Genomic DNA, 18436 nt, shown 5'->3' with positions numbered 1-18436 from the left:
ACACACTGTTTTTTATTATGAAAAAAGGTATAATTATATAATGAATTTAGAAAATTTGCTATAATAGACCAACCAAGTGTTTTTCATTTCGTTTAGCCTGCCAGTTAAAAAAATATTAATAAACATGGAGGTTGTTGTATGAACACTAATTACGGCATAGTTATTTTCCCGTCAAAAAAATTGCAGGATTTGGCAAATTCTTTTAGAAAGCGGTATGATCCGCATTATGCTTTAATTCCTCCTCATGTAACTTTAAGATCGCGCTTTGAAGCATCTGAAGAAGAAATAAAACAGCTGACGGAAACACTTCATGGAATAGCTGAGAAACACGAGCCATTTCAAATAAACGCTACAAAAATAAGCTCTTTCCAGCCTGTCAACAATGTCATTTATTTCAAAATTGAACCTTCAGTCCAGCTCGAAGAGTTACATATTGAACTGAATGATCATATTACTGGCGAAACACCTGAATATAATTTTGTCCCCCATATTACCATCGGACAAAAACTCTCCAATGATGAACATTCAGATGTATATGGGAGCTTAAGAATGCAGCCTGTGAATCATGAAGAGGTTGTGGATCGTTTTCATCTTTTATATCAGCTGGAAAATGGCTCATGGACCGTCTATGAAACATTCAGGCTAGGAAAGGAATAGTGAAAAAAGTGGAAGTTAAAGTTGTCTCATCTGAACAAGAATTGGACGATGCCTTCTCCGTCCGCAAACAAGTTTTTATCAACGAGCAAAATGTTCCTGAAGAAGAGGAAATTGATCAGTTCGAAGACGAAGCAGTCCATTTTGTATTATATAATAATGGCATTCCCGCAGGTGCCGGAAGATTCCGCACAGTTGACGGCAATGGCAAAGTGGAAAGAATATGCGTTCTGAAGGAGAACCGCCAGAGCGGATCAGGAAAAGCAATAATGGATAAAATTGAAGAGCATGCTAAGAAACAAGGCTTGCCTGCCTTAAAATTAAATGCCCAGACGCAGGCTATCCCTTTTTATGAAAAGCTGGGCTATCAGGTAATCTCCGAAGAATTCATGGATGCTGGGATTCCCCACCGTACAATGAAAAAAACGATATAACCGACAAGCTTCTGCCAGGAATGGCAGGAGCTTTTTGTATGCAATAATTTTAGGGCCTTCTGCAAACACTATTCCAGATACAGCAATTTAAGGAGTGGTTTGAATGGAATATTTACATATCATAAGTGTACTTGTGATAGGATATATTTTCTTATTTATTATGGCAAAACTCCTGGGCAAAACACAGATTACACAGATTACTCCTTTTGATTTCATCTCTGCCATCGTGCTAGGCGAGCTGGTGGGAAATGCCCTATACGATCAGGAGACTGGAATCCCGGAAATATTCTTTGCTGTTGCAGTATGGGGGATTCTCATCTACGCAACTGAAATCCTTACCCAGAAATTTAAAAGGGCACGTAAACTCCTTGAGGGTGAGCCCTCTATTGTTATAAAAAAAGGAAAAATCGTCTATGAAGAACTGAAGAAAAATCATCTCGACATTAATCAGCTCCAGCACCTCCTCCGTTCAAAGGACGTTTTTTCAATCAGGGAATGCGAATATGCTATTCTTGAAACAGATGGAACGGTCAGTGCATTGAAAAAACCGCTTTACTCGACACCAACCATACAGGATTTGAATCTCCCTATTAATATGATCGAGCTGCCTGTAACATTAATTTTAGACGGAGAAGTGATTTGGGATAATCTCAAAAGCATCAATTGGGACGAAGCAAAGCTTATTAATGAAATTAAAAACAACGGCGCAAATAATGTCAAAGGTGTCTTATACGCTGAGTGGAAAAAAGGAGAGGCTTTGCACGTGCAAACGTACTAAGCCTCTCCTTCCTTTTTTTATGGGTTTAGATACCATAAGTTAGATAACTTGTCCAGCTCCAGCGCCTACCCCCTCGAGGTCACAAGCTTGTCTTGTGCTTGTCAGGGGTGGGCAGGCACTTCCGCTTTTCTTAGATGCATTCACTGATATAGCGGCCTTTGCCCGTCAGCTCGCCGTATGTTTCTTCTGCTTTTTTTCTGGTGCTGCGTGTTTGGATATCTGCCCGCTGCTGAGGATTTGATTTGGTTAACCTTCTTTGAATTTCAAGAGGAAGCTCATGACGGAAACCTTTTGAATTGGATTGTGCCGATATTTTGGCAACTGGCACGAAACGAAATGGATCATATTTTGTGCCAATCTCTCTTTCTGCATACTGATTATATTGATATGAAGTTACAGGTAAAATGTAGCCCATGAATGCCCCTCTCTCCATTCTTTATGTATCTGTTTATTAAAGGAATACGAAACAATATTTATTTTTATGTACCCGTTTACATAAAACTTTAAACAGAAAAGCACTTTAGAATCCTTTACCGGTTTGTTATGATAAAATCGGTCTTATTGTTAGAAGATGATTAATAACTTAAACTCGGCAATTTATAAAAATGGGGTATTTTTTATGAAGACAGCAATTTTACTTAATAAAACAGTGAATCTGGAACAATTAAATCGAGAAAGTTTTCAGCATATTTATGAAGAAGGCAAAAAAGGAAAGCTGTTTTGCCCTGATTGCGGAGCTTCTGTCCGTTTGTATTTAGGAATTATGGATGAGCCTCATTTTTATCATATTCAGCAAAGCAGCAGAATGTGCAAGGATAAGATGATGAAACAAGAATCGGCCAAGATTGAGACTGAAGAATATATAGAAAGAAATGGCTTTAATATGCCTGTTTCAAGGCAAATTGCTTCTGCTGCTGTAAAAGAAATCGAATCAGCCTTTAAAAAAGCTCAGCCGGCAAAAAATATCCCCCCCTATATCCAAGAAAGCACTCAGAATCCAAGTTTCCCTGATGAATACTTAAAGTCCCTTTCACAAGCAGGAGTCTTTTTGGATGAACAGCAGGCAGCTGCTGTCTCACATATTGATGGGCCTCTGCTCGTTCTTGCAGGTGCAGGGAGCGGCAAGACCAGAGTTTTAACAACCAGGACTGCTTTTATGCTGCGCGAAAAAGATATCGATCCTAAATCCATAATGCTCGTTACCTTTACAGCTAAGGCTGCTGCTGAAATGAAGGAGCGCCTTACCCAATATCCCGGAATGGATTCACGAAAAGTCAGGCAAATCGTTTCCGGCACTTTTCACAGCTTGTTTTACCGGATTCTCTCCTTCCACAATCCAGAAAAATGGTCTTCCGGCAAGCTGCTTAATAAAGAATGGCAGAGGGAACAGATCATTAAGGAATCCAGCAAAGACTTAAAGCTCGATGAAAAGGAATTTGCCTTTGACCTTGCCCTCCAGCAAATTAGCTTTTGGAAAAATTCTCTTATGATACCTGGGAAGGTTCATCCAAAGAATGATTGGGAGGAACAGACCGCGATTCTTTATCAAAGGTATGAACAAACCAAATTAAGAAAAGAATTATTTGATTTTGATGATATGCTGGCAGGCTGCCATTCTCTTTTTCATGAAAAGCCTGAAATTCTTGAACAATATCAGAATCGCTTTCATTATTTCCTGATCGATGAGTTCCAGGATATTAATAATGTTCAATATGAGCTTATGAAAATGCTGTCCGATAAAACAAAAAATGTCTGTGCAGTGGGTGACGATGATCAATCTATTTATGCTTTCAGAGGAAGCGATCCCCAATATCTTTTAGATTTCGAAAAAGATTTCCCTGGTGCTAAGGTTATAACATTGAATCAGAATTACCGCTCTGCTCACGAGATCGTATCAGCTGCAAACCAAATCATATCTTTAAATAAACATAGACGCGCAAAAAGCATGAATGCCCAATTTTCTGGTAAACAGCATCCTTTCCTCTTTTTTCCTTATGATGAGGAAGAAGAAGCTACGATGATCATGACTGATATGCAGGAAAAAATTGAAGAAGGATATGAGCCGCAGGATTTCGCAGTATTATTCCGTACCCATACCGGGAGCAGGGCCATTTTTGAAAGGCTGGCCAATTCCAGTCTGCCGTTTAAATTAGATCAGGATGCCGAATCATTTTATGATCGGTTTATTGTTCGAAGCATGCTTGCTTTTCTAAAGTTATCGTTAAATGAGGATGACCAGAATGCTTTGAAAGATATGCTGCCGTCTCTGTTTGTTAAACAATCAGTCCTTCAGGATATTAAGGCAGAGAGCATCTTGCAGGATTGCTCAATGCTGGAGTGCCTAAAGTTTATAAAAACAGGATTTGCTTTTCAGGAAAGCAAGTTAAAAAAAGTGATTTCTGTTACCAGATCCATCTCAGGACTCAGTCCCCTCACTGCAATTGAAACGGTTGAAAAAGAGCTTGGCTTCCAGGACTTTTTAAAAAAACGAGGTAATGAAGGCAATAAAATGGATAAAGGCTCTGATGATATAAAAGATTTAAAGGTCGCTGCACGTAACTTTCAATCTCTTCATGAGTTTCTGGAACATACTGAACATATGAAAGCCATGAACAAAGAAATCAAGCGCCTCAGCAGGAATAAGGATAATGCTATTACATTAAGCACAATCCACCGTGCAAAAGGGCTTGAATATAACGTTGTTTATGTTGCCGGTGCAGTTGAAGGAAACCTCCCGCATGATCACGCACTAGAAGCTTACCGTTCAGGTGAATCTTCCCCATTAGAGGAAGAAAGAAGGCTGATGTATGTTGCAGTAACAAGAGCCAGGAAGGATTTGTATATTTCTGTGCCGGAAAAAAGGCGCGGACGAAAGTCATATGCCTCAAGGTTCCTTGCTCCCATTACAAGAAGCGGCAGGAATAAAGGCAGTAATTAACAGAAGAACCTGGCTGATTTATATCGCCAGGTTTCTCCTGTTATTTTTTATTTATCATCTGCGAAATGGTATTAAAGTCAAGCTGTTTTCCATCAGCAACGATCGATTTCACAATCTTGTCTTCCGTATCCTTGGAAACGGGTTTGTTAGCAATTTGCGAAACCCTCTTGATTACATTTCGCACTGTTTTTTCATCTTTAAAATTTGCATTCTGCAAAGAGCCGGCCAGTTCAAAAACATCCTTCATATTTACGCCTGTTTTCTTTTCAAGGTTTTTAAAAAAGTTATTATCCATCCTGAACACTCACGCTCCTTCATTTACTCCTTTATATCTTATGAAGGTAGGCGGAAAACGTGAAATGTATTAATAATTTATGTACCATATATGCAAAAAAGCCAACACAAAACCTGCTGCCGGTTCTGAGTCAGCCTGTGTAAATCTAATTGTAGAAACTTGCTCCGACGATAATGAGTAAAATGAAAAGAACAACGATCAGAACAAACGTATTTCCATAGCCCCCGCCATATCCGCAGCCTCCATAGCCATAGCCCATGCCTCTCACCTCACTTAGATTTCTCCCTACAACATATGTGTTAATTAAGCAGGGGGTATGGGCAAGCTCCCAAGGCAGGCTTGGTTTATTCGGTCAAATTGTAATAAGGGCTTGTTTTTAATTAACTTGAAGATCATTCTTGTGTAAATTTTTTATATCTAATGCCACTTAGCCTTTTGGCTTGAAAATAAGGGCACCGATAAATCCGAAGATTATCGCAGCTGAAATACCGGAGCTCGTTACTTCAAACATTCCGGTCAATACACCGACAAGCCCATGCTGATCAGCTTCCTGAAGGGCTCCATGGACAAGGGAATTCCCAAAGCTGGTTATGGGGATCGTCGCGCCGGCTCCCGCAAAGTCTGCAAGTGGTTCATAGAGTCCAACTCCATCAAGAACAGCTCCTATTACAACCAAAAGACTTAATGTATGGCCAGGTGTTAGCTTAAAAACATCAAACATTAGCTGGCCAAATACGCAAAATAGGCCTCCAATTACAAAAGCCCAGAAAAACATAGGCAGCATACAAATTCCTCCTTTAAGTCATTTCGATAGAAACAGCATGAGCAATACAAGGGATGCTCTCATTTTGCTGGAATGTCAATGGGGATAATAGTGCACCCGTAGCGACGACAAGAATTCTCCTATAAGTCCCCTGTTTCATTCGATTCAATAGATGTCCATAAAGGACAGCAGCCGAGCATCCTGCACCGCTTCCTCCAGCTTGGACTGGCTGATCATCTTTATAAATCATTAAACCGCAATCCTTAAATTTCTCTCTGTCTATTTTCAATCCATTATTTGTGAGCAGTTCATAAGCGGTTTCCTGACCAATTCTCCCCAGGTCCCCTGTGACGATCAAATCGTAATGCGATGGATCCAGCTGCATGTCTTTGAAGTGTGCAGTAATGGTATCTGCTGCTGCAGGCGCCATGGCTCCTCCCATATTAAAAGGGTCTGTCAGTCCCATATCGATAACTTTGCCGATTGTGGCAGAAGTGGTAACCGGCATATTTGAACCAACTCCTTTCGCTGAAATCAGAGCCGCACCTGCACCAGTTACTGTCCATTGGGCTGTTGGGGGCTTTTGGCCTCCATATTCTGTCGGGTATCTGAATTGTTTTTCAACAGCGGCATTATGACTGGAAGCACCTGTCAAAACGTAATCAGCACCTTGGTAATTAACAATAAAGGATGCGAGCGCAAGTCCTTCCATTGAAGTTGAACAAGCTCCGAAAATCCCGAAATACGGGATTTGAATCGTTCTTGCACTTAAACTTGAAGGTGTGATCTGATTAATTAAATCCCCGGCAATATAAAACTGAACATCCTCCTTTTGGATATTTGCCTTATTTAAGGCCGTCTGTCCCGCCTCTTCCAAAAGGATTCGGTGTGCTTTTTCATAAGAGTCTTCACCCATCCATAAATCATCATGAAGAACATCAAAATCCTCTGACAGGTTGCCGTTTGCCTCAAATGGCCCGCCGGATACACCAGCAGCTGTAATTACCGGGCGGTTTTGAAAGACCCAAGATTGTTTTCCCTTTAGCATTAAATAACCCCCCAAATAATTAATAGCGTTTTAATCAGGGCCACTACAAAAGCCGAAAACACACCAAATAGAATAACCGACCCAGCAAGCTTGAACATGTTCCCGCCTACTCCCAGCACAAAACCTTCCGTACGATGCTCAATAGCCGCTGAAATCACAGCATTTCCAAAACCAGTTACAGGAACTGCGCTGCCTGCTCCGCCAAACTGGCCCAATCGGTCATAAACGCCAAAACCTGTCAGCAGCATGGAGATAAAAATCATGGTAGCAACTGTTGGATTTCCAGCTGTCTGTTCCGTGAAGTTAAAAAAGTAGATATAAAAATAAGTGATTGCCTGTCCGACAACACAGATAAGCCCTCCTACCCAGAAAGCACGAATACAATTTTTCAAGACCGGGCGCTTCAGCTCATGTTTTTGCTCAAGCTGCTCATATTGCTGCTGTTCAGGTGTTTTATTTGCTTTTTTACTCATACCCCTTCTCCCTTCCTATGTCATTTCATTTTTAAGCTTAATGATTTTATCAAGTTTCTTTTTAGCCTTTTTGTCTGTAAAATCGGGATCTTTCATTTTTTCCTGGAGTTCTACTGCCTCAATAAAGATTTTATAATCGCTTGAAACAATGAAGTTCTCATCAGGGTATTTTTCCTCAAGCATTTTTGTCATTTTCTTTTCAATTTTTTTCATGTGGAATCGCTGCAAGTGCTTCACTTTATAAGCAACAAGTGTATCCCCATTGCTTTTGACCACTGCAACATCATAAAGTTCTTTCATTTTTTCGACATCATGCTCAATATTTTCAACTAAATCCAAATTTCCCTTTGTATTTTTATCAATTAATACAGCAGGGGGATTAGTCGTTTTGAGGAGCGCAAGGTCGCTTTCCGTCACCTTTCCGTCTCCGCTGCAGCCTGATAATAAGATAAGTGAAAATGCAATAAATGATAAAAGTCTTTTTTTCATAATAGTCCCTTCCTATGTAGAATCTTTAATTATATTGTCCTCGAATTGTTTTGGATTTATTTACACCACTATCCATCCTATTTTTTCCAGAAATTAAACAATAAAAAAAGCCGGTATATCCGGCTATTGAGCTTTCTTCGTTTTTTTTCCGCATCCGCACCCCTTTTTCTTTTTCTTGCTGACAGGCTGTGATTTTTCCGTTTGCTGATTTTTATAATCATTTAGCATTGATGAGGCCCTCCATTAATCAATAATTTCCTCTATTTAATTTATGCTGAGCCTCAATGCTTGTGTAAAACAAATGCCTACGCGATTGTACAAAAAGTTATATGCTAATTTATTAATTTTTGCACCAGGGATTCGATTATAGCTGCAAGTCCGGCAACTGCCAAAATCATCAGTATTGGAGCTGACCAGGATGCATAAAAGTAATATACAGCATATATAAATATGGCACTCCAAACCCCTGTACACCAGTAACAGCTTAAAAGCTCCCCGAAAAATCCCCGAATTCTTCCTTCTCTTACCACCAAATATATCTCAGTTTCTCCAACTTGATTTTTTTCTTCTACTTCTTTAAGGAAAGGCTTGCGCAAAAACTCAGTTATTTTATCGTATACCATTAATCTTGTCAGCCTGAAGCTCGCAAGTGAGAGAATCAACAGTTCCATAGCTGATATATCCATGTTTTCACCTCAATTTTAAAAATAGCCTATTTTTTTGAAAATAAGGCGTTTGTCCGTATCCCAAAGGGCCCGCCAGCAATATGTTAGTAGTGTAGACCACAAGAAACAAACAAGGAGGAAAACAAAAATGGGTTGTGGAAAAAAAGACGACTTCAAAGGCAAAAGCTGTGTATGTGAAGTAGTTCGTGCTATAAAAGATATTCAAGATAACGCAGAAGATGTGTGCGAATGCCCTTCAAACTGTTTCCTGGAGCCGCTTGGAGCGATATCACCTTCAAGCAAACGCCGTCATAAGCGTCCGGATACTCGAGTCTTCACACTAAAGACAGCAGATGGTACACCATTCCATGCATTCTTTAAAGGAGATGACTGTGCATGCGTATCCATCTTCTTCAGAGTAGAAGAAGTTTTCGATAATTGCTGTGCCGTGCTCCGAGTACTTCTTCCAGTAAATAGGAAAGAAGGTCGTGACAAAGTAGTCAACCTGGCTGATGATTGCTGCATAGACTTGAAGAAAGTTTGTGAGGTAGACTATTTCTTAGCCACTGATGACTGCGTAACTGTTGATTTAACATGCTTCTGCGCTGTTCAATGTATTGCAGATGTTGACCTGGATATCTGTGAAGACTAATTAAAAGAGGCCAGCCGACCATTCGGCTGGCTATTTTTTGGCCGACATTCTCAAGCATCCAGTTTTACCGTCTTAGACCAATCATTTTTACTGCATTTAAAGATTGAAGATTTAATTGTTCGATTGTATCATCAAACAGCTTAACCTCGATGCATTCTTCATTTCTTGAAACCAAAAATCCCCTTATAGCCTTATCGCCGGTTTCAAATATACATGGTATGGGCGGGAGCTGTTTAGGGAATTCAATTAAGTACTCCAGGCGCTCAAGCGTATCCATTTCCTTAAAACTTTTTACACGATTGAAAGCAGGCTTTCTTTTTTCAGTGGTGAAAGCAAAGGATGCACTTTCTTTTTTCTCTTCCCTGCCTGATTCAAATTCTTCAATAGCTGCCTGCACCTTTACTTCGGTCATATTTTCGATCTTTTCATCGGACTCCGTCTGGTCATTTATTGTTTTCGCGGGTTCCGGTACACTGCCTTTTTGTTCCTGTTTGCGCTCCAGCTCTGCTTTTCTGCTGGAATAGACTGTTTGCATCCTCGTCTCTGGAAATTTAAAACTCGGCTGCTGTATATAAAATAATGGTTCCTTCTCTTTTTTCTCAGCCATTTTTTTGCACACCTCCGCAATCTTAATGTTTCATCGTATTATATGTATGCAGAAGATGGGCTTTCGTTTCTGATGTAAATAAAAAAAGCCCGCTCACATTAGAGCAGGCAATTTCTATTAGAGTATATGATAACCGGAATCCACATGGATATTTTCCCCGGTAATTCCGCGTGACAGGCTGCTGAATAAGAATAATGCTGTATCCCCTACTTCTTCCGGAGTAGTTGTTTTACGGAGAGGAGCCCGTTCTTCAATTTCTTTCAGGATAGAATTAAATTCGCTGATCCCTTTTGCAGAAAGAGTCCTGATTGGACCTGCTGAAATGGAATTAACCCGAATTCCATCCTTACCAAGGTCGTTGGCTAAATATTTGACACTTGCATCAAGAGAGGCTTTTGCTACACCCATAACATTATAATTTTTCACAACCTTTTCACCGCCAAGGTATGTGAGAGTCACAATGCTTCCGCCTTCTGTCATTAATCCTTTTGCTTCCTTGGCAATTGCAGTTAGTGAATAAGAGCTGATATTGTGAGCTAATAGAAACCCGTCTCTTGTCGTGTTCATATATTCTCCCTGAAGTTCTTCCTTATGGGCAAAGGCGATGCAGTGGGCAATTCCATGAATTACACCAGCTTCTTCCTTAATCGTACCAAAGCATTTCGCGATATCTTCATCACTTGTTACATCACAAGGAAGAACTAATGACTGTACATCCTCCAGTGAGTCTGCCAATTCACGCACACTTTTCTCAAGTCTTTCTCCCGCATATGTAAAGATTAAGCGGGCACCAGCATCATGAAGTGATTTGGCAATTCCCCATGCAATACTTCTTTTATTTGCCACACCCATGACAACGAATGTTTTTCCATTTAGTGAAAGAGTCATTTTAAAATCCTCCTGATTTATTATTACATGTTATTAGTACCTAGTACTAATTGTACATCAATTCATCTGAAAAGAAAAGCCGAAAAAATCCTGCTCTAAAAGCAGAACTTTTTCGGCAAGACAGATGTCAGGCAGCCCTAACACCACTCACAAAATTCAAGTTCCCTTTTTAATTCATCAACGTATTCCTTAGATCCCGTAACTATCAGGCGGTCATTGACATGCAGTTCAGTATCACCGTGCGGAACAATTGAATCTTTTCCTCTAAATATGCGTACGAAAATTACATCCCCTGTAAAAGGGAATCGCCGAAGCATCATGCCTTCAAACTGCTCATTCTTTAATCGGATCTCATATAAAGCTGTCTCCTGGTTCGTTAAAATGTTCACCACACTTGGTGACTCGATTAAAGCACGAAGCAGCGCCTTAGACGAAAGAATGGTTGAAAATAGCTCAATATCATGTTCCCGTAGAGTTTCTTCCATATCAGGGCTTTCCATCCGGCAAATGACACGATCTACTCCCTTTTCTTTAAAAGCAATGGATAATGTGGCATTTGTCTCTTCATCACCTGTGGAGATTACTACAATATCTGAATTAAATGCTTCTGTACCTTCAAAATTTTCAATATCAAACTCCTCAATTTCAATGATATCAAACAAAGAGTCAGCTATCTGCTTTTCCGCCTTTTCCTGCTTTTTATGATACAAAGCTGGTTCGTAAAGGGATGACTTAAGTTCATTATAGATTGGCATAGTCATCTGATTTGCACCAATGAAGGACACTTTAAGCTTTTTCTCTTCTGCCGCTTCCTGAGGGAATAGCTTTTTAAAGACTACAGGAGTAAATATACTTGTTATGACAGCAACCAAGATCAATGTTCCGCTCATTTCTGCGGTTATGACGTCCATTCTTTCACCTATCGTTGCTGCAGCAATAACAAGTGAAAGAGTTGAAGTTAACAAGAAACCCGAGGCAATAACCGTTTTGATGTCATACCATCTTTTTAAAATATAAATCGGGATCAGTTTTGAGAGCAGTAGAGCAATCAGCAGCAATGGAATAAGCATGAGCATCTTGGGATCCCCAAACAATGACCATACGTTCAGATCAACCCCTACCATCACAAAGAAAATCGGGATGAGGAATCCATATCCAAAAGAATCCAGCTTATGAATCATTTCCTGATTTGGTGCCAGCAATGATACAAGAACCCCGGCCAGGAACGCACCTAATATATTCTCTGCCCCAACTGTTTCTGATAATGCCACAAGGAAAATGATCAGAGCAAATACTGCTCTTGTTCCAATCTGAACAGTCCCTGTAGACATCGCTTCAAGGAAATTTAGGTTTTTGAACCTTCTTCCCAGGAAATAAAGCAATACACCTACGCCAAATAAGACGAGAAGCAGCCAGGTATTCCCTCCGCCTGTATCATTTAATGAAACAAACACAGCCAGCAGAATCATCGTAGCCAAATCTGCAATAACGGCAATCAGCAGAATGATTTGCCCTATACCTGTTTTCATTAAATGCGCTTCCTTAAGTGTAGGAACCACAACTCCCAGAGAGATGGTCGAAATAATTAAAGTCATTAAAAAAGCATTATCAATGAATCCTGCCCAGACAAATAAATATGATAGACCCAATGAAACCAGAAATATTCCTATAAATACAATGGAAGAAACAGCAAAAGAGTTTGGCTCAAGCTTCCCGCTTGGGAGCTTTTCTCTCTTCTTTGCAGAAGAAAAAGCTGTGAAGTCAATTTCCAGACCACTCAGGAACATCAGAAATATAAATCCAAGAGTTGAAAGAGTTTCCAGCCACATATCTTCATGCACGATATCAAAACCGCTCTTACCGATAATCAAACCAATAAGAATTTCTGCAACCACTACAGGGATGAAATTAATTTTCAGCCGGTGCAGCAAAATGGGCGTGATAAAAGCAGCCAATATAACAATGACCAGTGATGCTACCGATGCCCCATGTTCCATAAAATAACCTCCTTAGCCTGTTAAGTAGCTCATAAATAATGTCGCCATTCCAAAATAAATTAAAATACTGATTAGATCATTAATAGTTGTAATAAATGGACCTGATGCTACAGCCGGGTCAATTTTCATCCTGTGCATAAGCAGAGGGATCAGCGCACCGGCAAGAGTGGCTACTATTAATGTAAACAAAATTGAAACGCCAACTAAAACACCAAGAAAGAAGTTTCCCTTCCAGAAGTAAACAATGAAAGTAACAAGAATACCGCAAATGCCTCCATTAATTAACCCAGTCCCGGCTTCCCTTATCACCAGTTTCCACTTATTTTCTTTCTCCAGGTCTCCTGTAGCAATACCCCGGACAGCAACGGCCAACGCCTGAGTCCCTGTATTTCCTGCCATCCCTGCAATAAGAGGAATGAAAACAGCCAGAATCGCAACCTTATCCAATGTATCCTCAAATCTTCCGATAAGGCTTGCAGTTAACATACCCAAAAACAACAGGATGATAAGCCAGGGAAGCCGTTTACGCGCTGCAGAAACTGGATTCCGGTCAATATGATCCATATCCGATACAGCAGCCAATTTAGAGTAATCATCAGATGCTTCTTCTTCCATAACATCCATAACATCATCAACTGTAATAATACCCAGCAAATGGTTTTGAAAATCTACAACCGGAACGGCAAGGAAGTTATAGTCTTTAATTTTTCTTGCGACCTCTTCCTGATCTTCGCCAACTGATACGGAAACTACTCTGTCATTTGTAATTTCCGAAATCATCGTATCATCATCACTTACTATTAAATCCCTTAATGAAATAACGCCAATAAGTTTCTTCTCGTCATTAACAACGTACACATAATAAATGGTTTCCGCCCTTGGAGCTTCATTTTTCAGGATATACATAGCAGAACGAACCGTCTGATTGGCTGACAGAGAGACAAATTCCGTCGTCATGATACTTCCTGCTGTATATTCTTCGTAATGAAGCAAATCCTTAATTTCTTTTGCCGATTCATCATCCATAATTGTCAAATAGCTGACAACCTGGTCTTTGTCAAGTTCATTTAAAACATCAACGGCATCATCGGCATACATTTCTGAAAGCATATCCGCAGCATAGTGGGGATTCATCTCAGCAAGGACGTCTTTATATTCTTCTTCCTCAATCTCCAGATTTTCAAATAGAGCTGCCATTTCTTCCGGAGAGAGATAAAGATAAATTTTTGCCCGGATGTCCTCATCCAGATCTTTAAAAAATGAAGCCTGATCATAAGGGTGCATATCAAGAAATTCATTCCTGAAGATATCAATTTCTTCATTTTGTAAAGATTGGATTAAAAGACCGGCATTGATGTGGGAATCAGACTTTTCCTCTGCGTGATCTTCCATAAGAATTTACCTCCTCTCATACAATGAAACCATCCTTTTGGAATGTTTTCCCCAGCACAGGAATTCTGAGAAAATGGGGACAAATTCATTCTAGCTGTGGAATTGATATTGCCTGCACAAACCACAAGCTCTTTGCCCATTAAAACGCATAACAGGAAAACGTACTTCACTATACTAGCAAATCTTTGTTTTTTTGTCGTCTCTGAACAACCATAAGATCAGATGAACGTTAATGAAGAATTTTTATTATTTTTAATTTTCCCATTCCTTGAACTAAAAACCGTCCAAGCTTTCTCTTCAGCTTGAAAAATGGAGCGTCATGATAAATATTATGAAAATTGATATCATAACAGTAGAACTATTAAAGGAGCCTAATTATGAGACTTGATATTATTGGTGATATTCATGGCTGCTTTGCTGAATTTAAACAGCTGACATTGGAAATGGGCTATTGCTGGAAGAGGGGATTTCCTGTACACCCAAGTAATAGAAAACTTGCCTTTGTAGGAGACTTAACAGACAGAGGACCAGAATCTCTGGCAGTCATCGATGCAGTATATAACCTTGTCGCAAATGACTTGGCACACTATGTCCCGGGCAATCATTGCAATAAACTATACCGCTTCTTTTTAGGAAATAAAGTTCAAATTACACATGGCCTGGAAACCACAGCAGCTGAATATGAGCAGCTTGACCCGCAATCACAGAAGGAAATTAAAAGGAAATTTATTGAATTATATGAAAATGCACCGCTATACCATGTACTCGACAACAATAAACTGGTAATCGCCCATGCTGGAATTAAGGAAAGCTATATTGGGAAACATTCATCCAAAGTTAAAACGTTTGTTCTTTACGGAGATATAACTGGAGAAAAAAATCCTGACGGTACACCTGTAAGACGGGATTGGGCTAAACAGTATGAGGGTAAGGCAGCAGTTGTCTATGGGCATACTCCTGTAAAGGAAGTCAGGAAAATCAATAACACCTTTAATATTGATACAGGTGCTGTTTTTGGCAATAAATTAACTGCACTTAGATATCCTGAAGTGGAATTCATGTCAGTCCAGTCAGGCATGCCTTATGTGGAAGAAAAATTTAGGAAGATTTAATCCAAAAAGCCGGCAAATGTTAATGCCGGCTTTTATAATAGGCAATTCATATCTTCTGGTAGCTTCTGTTCAAACAAAAGGGTTCTGTGCAGAAAGGGATGATTGAAGGAAAGGCTGCAGCAGTGCAGTGCCTGCCTCCTGATAATCTGTCTTGTGCCTCCATACAATTCATCACCCGCAAGAGGATAACCAAGCCAGGCCAAATGGACTCTGATCTGATGAGTTCTGCCAGTTTCAAGCTTTAATTTTACATGAGTAAATTCTTTGCGGCGGCTGATTACCTGATAATGAGTACATGCGTATTGACCTTCCTCACTAACTTCCCGCTCAATAATACTGTCTTTTTTTCTCGCAATCGGCTGTTCTATAGTACCGGCATCCCAGATGACTGCCCCTTCTGCAAAGGCTTCATAAGTGCGCTGGATATTACGGAAGCGCTGCTGCTGGCTAAGCAAATGATGCACATGCCTGTGTTTCGCAATTAAAACCAAGCCGGAAGTATCTCGATCCAGTCGAGTCACGATATGTGCTGCAGACTTTAAGCCTATTCGCTGATAGTATCCAATCAGCCGATTAGCCAAACTTCCCGAAGGATGTTCTCTCGAAGGAATGGTACTAACACCTGCCGGTTTATTTACTACAAGAAGATAATCATCTTCATAATGAATATCAAGGGGCAAGTCTTCACCCTTCATGCCTTCACTGGGAACTTCTTCCGGAAAACCAACCTGAAGGATATCTCCTTCCTTTAACTCATAGCGGACATTGACTTCCACATTGTTCACTTTAATGAAGCCGCCAGCAAACTTTATGTCAGTAAGTGCAGTTTTAGAAATATCATTCTCTTTTAAAAATTCCCTGATTAACGAGCCCGCCTGCGGGGCAGTAATTTTCCATTGTAATTTAAAACGCTCCATGAGCAATTGGCTCCTGTTCTATAAGAAGTAACGGGATTATTAAAATAAGTGATTCTAAAAACTGCAGGGTTCCTTTATCAATCAGCAACAAATGAATCGTGAACTCTTTTCCAGAATGGGAATGGCCTGAACCTGGCAAAACGGATTTTCTCATCTGCCACTCTGAATTGTATTGATTTTACATCTTTATGAAGAAGAGTCAAATGATCAATGGTAATTTGAAAATCCGGTTCATTCACAGGCTTAAGCATGCATGTATGGTGTGCCGGCAATACGAGCGGAGAGCCAACTGTACGGAATACCTTGTTATTGATGGAAGCCATTTCAGCAAGCTGGATGGCAGGCAAGGATGGATGCAGGATGGCACCCCCCAGCGCCTTATTATAAGCTGTACTTCCAGATGGTGTAGAAACACAAAGGCCATCTCCCCGAAACCTTTCAAAATGCTGGCCGCGTATTTCCACATCCATTACTAAAGTACCTTCCACCGCTTTAACTGTTGATTCATTCAATGCAAGATAACGGGTTTCTTTGCCGCCATGCTGGTAGCGGATAATTACTTCCAAAAGCGGATATTCAATCACTTGATATGGGGTTTTGGCAATTGCAATGACAAGCTTTTCGATTTCCTCCGGCACCCAGTCTGCATAAAACCCAAGGTGGCCTGTATGTATACCCACAAACGCGGTCTTGTCCAGACGGCTGCTGTATCGGTGAAAGGCATAAAGTAAAGTGCCATCCCCGCCTACCGATATGACAATATCAGGCTCTTCTTCATCATATGTAAGCTCGAAGTCCAATAAATAGGTTCTCATTTTGTGCATGAGTGTATTAGATTTTGAATCTCCTTTTGAGGTAATGGCAAATTTCATCTTATCCAAGCTCCTCTTTTATACGTTAGTTTTCTCCCTTTTGCTGCTTTTCCTTTTTCCTTGTAAAGAATGCCTGTGCATCCTGAATTTCACCGCGAATGAGTGACATTTCTTCATCCAGCCTGAAAGCAGCCTCTGCCGCTCTCTGGAGCCTCATTTGAATATCTTCAGGGAATTGGCCCTTATATTTATAATTTAAGGAATGTTCAACCGTGGCCCAGAAATTCATGGCAAGTGTTCTGATTTGAATCTCTGCGAGAATTTTCTTCTCTCCTTTTATTGTCTGAACAGGATAGCGGATCACGACATGGTAAGAGCGGTAACCGCTTGCTTTTTTATGAGATATGTAGTCTCTTTCTTCAACAATTTCAAAATCATTTCTTTTTCTTAATAGCTCAACCACTCTCTTAATATCATCTACAAATTGGCACATCATTCTAACACCGGCAATATCCTGCATTTCAGATTCCAATTTGTCGAGAGGAATGCCTTTTTGGTTTGCCTTATCAAGAATGCTTGCAATTGGCTTTACCCTCCCAGTAACAAATTCAATCGGAGAATGGGTAGAATCCATTTCAAATTGGCTTCTCATGCCTTTTAGCTTTACTTTTAATTCTTCGACCGCCTGCTTATATGGCGCCAAAAATAAATCCCAATGCTTCACCTGCAACACCACCAAATATCCGAAGTTAGAAAAGCGCAAGCGCCTCGACTACCCCCGACTTCGAGAGGGGGTAACACAGCCTATCTCTTTATCCAAGTTTTTCGTAATTTAAACATTAATTAAAATATGTTCTCTACTTTTTCTACCATTTCATTACCATAATTGCTGTTCCCACGGATATTTTCTATTAAATCTCCTAATTCCTCATGAAAGCCTGCCAGTTCAATACGATCATGATTACGATCAGAAGCAAAAACACGCATCTGGCCATCAAGTGCCTTTTTAAGTTCCGTCCAGACTGTTTCCGGAAGGGAAATATATGTATAATCATCATTTTGTTCTGCTATGTAAATAAATGAAAGGTTGTCGGAATCAGCCAATATTTGCCGCATGGCTGTTAAGCCTGAGACTGTTCCAGCTTCTATTTCCAAAATTAATTCATTTTCAATCCATTCTGCATTTAAAACTGTAAGTTTCTGTTTCATTTTTCTACCTCCATTGTCATTACCTATTCTATCGCAGATTTTATGGACAGTAAAACCCCTGATTCAATTTTCATAGCCACAGTCCTGCGCCCCGATAGTTGAGTCTCCCCTGATTGACTTTATCACAATAATAAAAAAAACTTCAAAGATTGAAGTCCATGCTAATTAAGGAGATAATACAGGAAATTACTAATAGCTGAGGTGTAGAGGCTTGTCTAACAAAAATATTGAAATTGAATTTAAAAACATGCTGACCAGTGAAGAGTTTTCCTCATTAATAGATTTTTTTTAATTAATAAGAGAGGATTTTTAT

Annotated in this window: 22 protein-coding genes; 6 read left to right on the top strand and 16 right to left on the bottom strand. The window is 40.0% G+C overall.

Going from position 1 to position 18436, the window contains the following annotated elements:
- Positions 1-138 precede the first annotated feature (138 nt).
- The 3 genes from ACEQ1T_RS07340 (at position 139) to ACEQ1T_RS07330 (ending at position 1866) form a co-directional block, all read left to right on the top strand.
- Positions 139-657 (top strand): YjcG family protein, encoded by a 519-nt coding sequence (locus ACEQ1T_RS07340; RefSeq protein WP_206835390.1) that lies wholly within the window; start codon positions 139-141, stop codon positions 655-657.
- Positions 658-665: 8 nt separating this feature from the next.
- Complete coding sequence (locus ACEQ1T_RS07335) at positions 666-1088, top strand: GNAT family N-acetyltransferase (protein WP_206837613.1); 423 nt, start codon at positions 666-668, stop codon at positions 1086-1088.
- Positions 1089-1191: 103 nt separating this feature from the next.
- A complete protein-coding gene (locus ACEQ1T_RS07330; protein ID WP_370222259.1) occupies positions 1192-1866 on the top strand; it encodes a DUF421 domain-containing protein in 675 nt (224 codons plus the stop codon).
- 130 nt (positions 1867-1996) lie between these two features.
- Here ACEQ1T_RS07330 and ACEQ1T_RS07325 read toward each other — a convergent pair whose 3' ends face one another.
- Entirely contained in the window at positions 1997-2281 is a 285-nt protein-coding gene (locus ACEQ1T_RS07325; protein ID WP_206835383.1) for a hypothetical protein, read from the bottom strand.
- Positions 2282-2485: 204 nt separating this feature from the next.
- On the opposite strand from ACEQ1T_RS07325, the gene ACEQ1T_RS07320 reads away from it, so the two are divergent.
- Positions 2486-4804, top strand: coding sequence for a UvrD-helicase domain-containing protein (locus ACEQ1T_RS07320; protein WP_370222258.1), 2319 nt, complete (start codon positions 2486-2488; stop codon positions 4802-4804).
- Positions 4805-4844: 40 nt separating this feature from the next.
- Here the strand turns inward: ACEQ1T_RS07320 and ACEQ1T_RS07315 are convergent, their stop codons facing one another.
- From ACEQ1T_RS07315 to ACEQ1T_RS07285, 7 genes are all read right to left on the bottom strand, one after another.
- Positions 4845-5099: a stage VI sporulation protein F gene (locus tag ACEQ1T_RS07315; protein ID WP_206835380.1), complete on the bottom strand. Its 255-nt coding sequence runs from the start codon at positions 5097-5099 to the stop codon at positions 4845-4847.
- 145 nt (positions 5100-5244) lie between these two features.
- The gene (locus ACEQ1T_RS07310) at positions 5245-5358 is read right to left on the bottom strand and encodes a YjcZ family sporulation protein (RefSeq protein ID WP_019381501.1); all 114 of its coding nucleotides are present in this window, start codon (positions 5356-5358) and stop codon (positions 5245-5247) included.
- Positions 5359-5526: 168 nt separating this feature from the next.
- A complete protein-coding gene (gene spoVAE, locus ACEQ1T_RS07305; RefSeq protein ID WP_206835378.1) occupies positions 5527-5883 on the bottom strand; it encodes a stage V sporulation protein AE in 357 nt (118 codons plus the stop codon).
- A 13-nt stretch (positions 5884-5896) separates the two neighbouring features.
- A complete protein-coding gene (gene spoVAD, locus ACEQ1T_RS07300; RefSeq protein ID WP_206835376.1) occupies positions 5897-6910 on the bottom strand; it encodes a stage V sporulation protein AD in 1014 nt (337 codons plus the stop codon).
- The gene (spoVAC, locus tag ACEQ1T_RS07295) at positions 6910-7383 is read right to left on the bottom strand and encodes a stage V sporulation protein AC (RefSeq protein ID WP_061791561.1); all 474 of its coding nucleotides are present in this window, start codon (positions 7381-7383) and stop codon (positions 6910-6912) included. Before spoVAC ends, spoVAD begins: the two co-directional genes overlap by 1 nt.
- A gap of 15 nt (positions 7384-7398) precedes the next feature.
- On the bottom strand, positions 7399-7872 hold the full coding sequence (locus ACEQ1T_RS07290; RefSeq protein ID WP_206835373.1) for a YhcN/YlaJ family sporulation lipoprotein: 474 nt from the start codon (positions 7870-7872) through the stop codon (positions 7399-7401).
- A 332-nt stretch (positions 7873-8204) separates the two neighbouring features.
- The gene (locus ACEQ1T_RS07285) at positions 8205-8558 is read right to left on the bottom strand and encodes a DUF1360 domain-containing protein (protein ID WP_206835369.1); all 354 of its coding nucleotides are present in this window, start codon (positions 8556-8558) and stop codon (positions 8205-8207) included.
- Between the two features lie 127 nt (positions 8559-8685).
- Here ACEQ1T_RS07285 and ACEQ1T_RS07280 point away from each other — a divergent pair, with 127 nt between their 5' ends.
- Positions 8686-9189, top strand: coding sequence for a CotY/CotZ family spore coat protein (locus ACEQ1T_RS07280; RefSeq protein ID WP_206835365.1), 504 nt, complete (start codon positions 8686-8688; stop codon positions 9187-9189).
- Between the two features lie 64 nt (positions 9190-9253).
- Here the strand turns inward: ACEQ1T_RS07280 and ACEQ1T_RS07275 are convergent, their stop codons facing one another.
- The 4 genes from ACEQ1T_RS07275 to mgtE form a co-directional block, all read right to left on the bottom strand.
- Positions 9254-9796, bottom strand: a complete 543-nt coding sequence (locus ACEQ1T_RS07275) for a CotO family spore coat protein (protein WP_370222256.1) — start codon at positions 9794-9796, stop codon at positions 9254-9256.
- A 117-nt stretch (positions 9797-9913) separates the two neighbouring features.
- Positions 9914-10684, bottom strand: coding sequence for an enoyl-ACP reductase FabI (gene fabI / locus ACEQ1T_RS07270; protein WP_206835360.1), 771 nt, complete (start codon positions 10682-10684; stop codon positions 9914-9916).
- A gap of 137 nt (positions 10685-10821) precedes the next feature.
- Positions 10822-12681 carry a cation:proton antiporter gene (locus ACEQ1T_RS07265; RefSeq protein ID WP_370222254.1) on the bottom strand — a complete coding sequence of 620 codons (1860 nt, stop codon included), beginning with the start codon at positions 12679-12681 and terminating at the stop codon, positions 10822-10824.
- 12 nt (positions 12682-12693) lie between these two features.
- A complete protein-coding gene (mgtE, locus tag ACEQ1T_RS07260) occupies positions 12694-14073 on the bottom strand; it encodes a magnesium transporter (RefSeq protein WP_206835354.1) in 1380 nt (459 codons plus the stop codon).
- Positions 14074-14450: 377 nt separating this feature from the next.
- Between mgtE and prpE the strand changes: the two genes are divergently transcribed.
- Positions 14451-15185, top strand: a complete 735-nt coding sequence (gene prpE, locus ACEQ1T_RS07255; protein ID WP_370222253.1) for a bis(5'-nucleosyl)-tetraphosphatase PrpE — start codon at positions 14451-14453, stop codon at positions 15183-15185.
- A 32-nt stretch (positions 15186-15217) separates the two neighbouring features.
- On the opposite strand, the gene ACEQ1T_RS07250 is transcribed toward prpE, so the two are convergent.
- The 4 genes from ACEQ1T_RS07250 to ACEQ1T_RS07235 all read right to left on the bottom strand — a co-directional run bounded on the left by ACEQ1T_RS07250 (position 15218) and on the right by ACEQ1T_RS07235 (position 18123).
- Positions 15218-16102 carry an RluA family pseudouridine synthase gene (locus ACEQ1T_RS07250; RefSeq protein WP_206835348.1) on the bottom strand — a complete coding sequence of 295 codons (885 nt, stop codon included), beginning with the start codon at positions 16100-16102 and terminating at the stop codon, positions 15218-15220.
- Between the two features lie 77 nt (positions 16103-16179).
- A complete protein-coding gene (locus ACEQ1T_RS07245; protein WP_009331194.1) occupies positions 16180-16974 on the bottom strand; it encodes an NAD kinase in 795 nt (264 codons plus the stop codon).
- Between the two features lie 25 nt (positions 16975-16999).
- The gene (locus ACEQ1T_RS07240; RefSeq protein ID WP_275723073.1) at positions 17000-17638 is read right to left on the bottom strand and encodes a GTP pyrophosphokinase family protein; all 639 of its coding nucleotides are present in this window, start codon (positions 17636-17638) and stop codon (positions 17000-17002) included.
- Between the two features lie 119 nt (positions 17639-17757).
- Positions 17758-18123, bottom strand: a complete 366-nt coding sequence (locus ACEQ1T_RS07235; RefSeq protein WP_206835345.1) for a hypothetical protein — start codon at positions 18121-18123, stop codon at positions 17758-17760.
- Between the last annotated feature and the right edge of the window lie 313 nt (positions 18124-18436).

The sequence above is a fragment of the Cytobacillus sp. genome, assembly GCF_964223445.1.
In the GTDB taxonomy this organism is placed as follows: Bacteria; Bacillota; Bacilli; order Bacillales; family Cytobacillaceae; genus Cytobacillus.
This window is presented reverse-complemented; position numbering and strand designations above follow the sequence as displayed.